This window comes from Mycobacterium sp. IDUB_19 (assembly GCF_055419445.1).
The window spans coordinates 1-2,545 of record NZ_JBVAXR010000113.1 but is presented as its reverse complement, the minus strand read 5'-3'; the positions used below and the strand labels follow the sequence as shown (position 1 = coordinate 2,545).

4 protein-coding genes are annotated in these 2,545 nt (G+C 62.6%); 2 read left to right on the top strand and 2 right to left on the bottom strand.

The annotated features are described in order from the left end of the window. Positions 1-197 precede the first annotated feature (197 nt). Positions 198-767, top strand: coding sequence for a uracil-DNA glycosylase (locus tag ACZY0B_RS27165; RefSeq protein WP_463767323.1), 570 nt, complete (start codon positions 198-200; stop codon positions 765-767). After that, positions 764-1,543 carry a hypothetical protein gene (locus ACZY0B_RS27160; RefSeq protein ID WP_463767322.1) on the top strand — a complete coding sequence of 260 codons (780 nt, stop codon included), beginning with the start codon at positions 764-766 and terminating at the stop codon, positions 1,541-1,543. Before ACZY0B_RS27165 ends, ACZY0B_RS27160 begins: the two co-directional genes overlap by 4 nt. A gap of 353 nt (positions 1,544-1,896) precedes the next feature. On the opposite strand, the gene ACZY0B_RS27155 is transcribed toward ACZY0B_RS27160, so the two are convergent. Both ACZY0B_RS27155 and ACZY0B_RS27150 read right to left on the bottom strand, forming a co-directional pair. Further along, entirely contained in the window at positions 1,897-2,181 is a 285-nt protein-coding gene (locus ACZY0B_RS27155) for a hypothetical protein (RefSeq protein WP_463767321.1), read from the bottom strand. 52 nt (positions 2,182-2,233) lie between these two features. Further along, a partial coding sequence (locus ACZY0B_RS27150) for a BBE domain-containing protein (protein ID WP_463767320.1) occupies positions 2,234-2,545 on the bottom strand: 312 nt, incomplete at its 5' end.

Here is a 2,545-nt window from a genome sequence, read left to right as displayed (position 1 = left end):
AGCTATCCACGCGACGTCGCGACGGCGATGGCTTCGGAGGTGCTGACGACTACTCGTCCGACTCAGAAAGTAGTCGCTCTGGGTGGTGGAAGGTAAGGAGCTTGCCGGACCGCAGTCCATTTCGGCTCCAGCGGTGTTCCGGCTGTGACACGCGCGTATCGTCACAGCATTACCAAGCATGACGGGGATGGTGCCTCGTGAGCGCCGTGCGTGACCAGCTGGCCGCCGATATCAAAGCGTGCCGCGACTGCCCACAGCTCGACAAACCGCCCGCCGCCGGGTTCGGGTCGGAAACCTCGCCGGTGATGATCGTCGGCCAATCCCTTTGCGGCCCTTGCGTAGAGACCGGCGTGCCGTTCACCGGCGGATGCGAAAGCCTCCTGTTGGAAGGCCTTGCTATCGCCGGGAAAACCAAAGAGGACGTGTTTGTCACGAACGTGGTGCACTGCCACCCGCCAGGCGACCGGGAATCGAAAAAGACGGAAAAAGATAACTGTGCAAAGTTTTTGGACCGGGAGCTCGCGATGGTTCGGCCCCGGCTGATCGTAGCGTTGGGCAACGACGCCCGCGACGCCCTCAAACCCATGTGCCGGACGATCGCCGCCCGCCCGTTTGACGGCGCCCTGCCCGATGAGGGCCCGGTGCTGCTGCACCTAACCCACCCGGCACACATGCTGCAGTGGCGCAGATCGGAATGTGGGGCGTGGGCAGCGGATCTTGGCGCCGCTGTGCGATGGGCCTTCGACCTGCCACCATGTTCCAGGTGAGTGACGAGACGGACGGTCGGACAGACGAATGGGCTGACCAGCAGTGGGCAAGGTTAGCGCCGCTGATCGAGACCATGCTGGATCGAATACAGAACCCTGCCGAGTTTGTCGTTCAACCGGGATCGGAGCTTGCCGTGGATGACGCGGCCAGCCATCCCTACCAGGTGTCACACTGCGCGCGGGCATGTCTGAATGCGGGTGTCGGCCATCTGCACGCGATGAAGTCGCTCATCATCGATGAGCCGAGGCTCCTGCACGCGGACGCGGACTACAGCCTCATCCGAGGTGGTATAGAAAATTTCGCCACCGCGTTCTGGGTTCTACACCCGCACGAACGAAAGGACCGGATCGAACGTGCGCTTCGGTGGATGGCACAGAACTTCAAGGATCAACACAATGCAACGGGGCGCCTTGGGATTCCCGGCGACATCGGACGGCAGGCGAAACTCGATAAAGTCACCGCAGTAGCCCGAAAAGCCCGTTGTGGCAGCGTCTCGGGCGGCTATACCAGCACAGCCGCAATCGTGTACGCGGAGAAAAGCTCGTCAATCACCCATCTGTATTTGATGTGGCAAGTGTGCTCCGGTTTCGCACATGGCCGACCTTGGGCAAACCTCGGCTGGAACGAGATGGAGCAACACCCGACCGAGGACGACGACGTTTTGACCGTCCGAATGACAACCGATCACAAGCGTCTAGCGGTCGCGACTCTGCCCGCCGTCGCCCTGATGGAAAAAGTGGTCGGCTTGTTCACGAGCCGATCCCGCGCGGGCTGACCCGCCGGTGGGTGACCGGGTGGCCTCAACCGCCGCTAATCTCACTACAGATTCGGAGAAACAACATGCTCACCGCGATCAAGGCCGCGATAGTCACGGTGGCGACCATTACGGCACTGCTCATCCCTGCCGCTCCGGCGCGCGCTGACGACTGCCGCCCCGCGCCCAACGGAGTCACACTGTGCAAGCGGGACGATGGCAGCGTTGTAGCGTGCGCCCCCTGGCTCCCAGGGGGGTGCCAACCGTGGGGTGGCACGTTCCCGCCACCGCCACCACAGCCTTAGCTACCGCGCAACTCCGATTGTGGCATCGGCGGCGACACCGTCAAACAGCCTGGCCCGCAACCCCCATCTCTATGCCTTCGTCGGGATATCCAACACTCGGAATGCGCTGGGCACCAACACATCCGAACCCGTCCGCCACCACTGCAGCCCGCCACGCTCACCCGTCGGGCGACGCGACGAACCGGACAAGTGAGACACCCGTTCGAACGACGCGCCGATCCGATCCAAGATCAGGAACTGCTGCCAATCCCCGTACGCCAGAACGAAATTGTGGTCTGCGGTCGCCGCAGGGCACCACGACCCGTCCATGTTGGATTGCTCGTGCGCCGGGCGACCACCGACAACAATCGTCATCTTGTGACTACTGAAACCACTGTGGCGCAAGCTTTTTTAAGCCCAGTGCGCGTCAGAATTTAAGGCCGGAGAACATGATCTGGTTGGGGTCGTACTTCTGCCGGACGCTGTTCAGTTGCGACAGATTCGAGCCGAAGTAGCGCGATGCCGCGCTGTTGGGCTCCAAGTAGTTGACGTAGCCACCCACCGAAAACTGTTGCACCGCCTGGTGGGCAGAGCTCAGCCACTGCGTGGCCGCTGCGACCTGGTTGGCGGCGGGCTCGACATACCACTGCAGCACCGCGGACTGCTTGCGCCACGGGAAGGCCGAATCCCCGGGCGCCACATCGGCGATGGCTCCACCGAGCGGATCGACCAACAACGA

Bases quoted from the DNA above. Each gene is read 5' to 3' on its own strand.
- ACZY0B_RS27155 (WP_463767321.1), bottom strand. From the start codon at position 2,181: ATGACGATTGTTGTCGGTGGTCGCCCGGCGCACGAGCAATCCAACATG.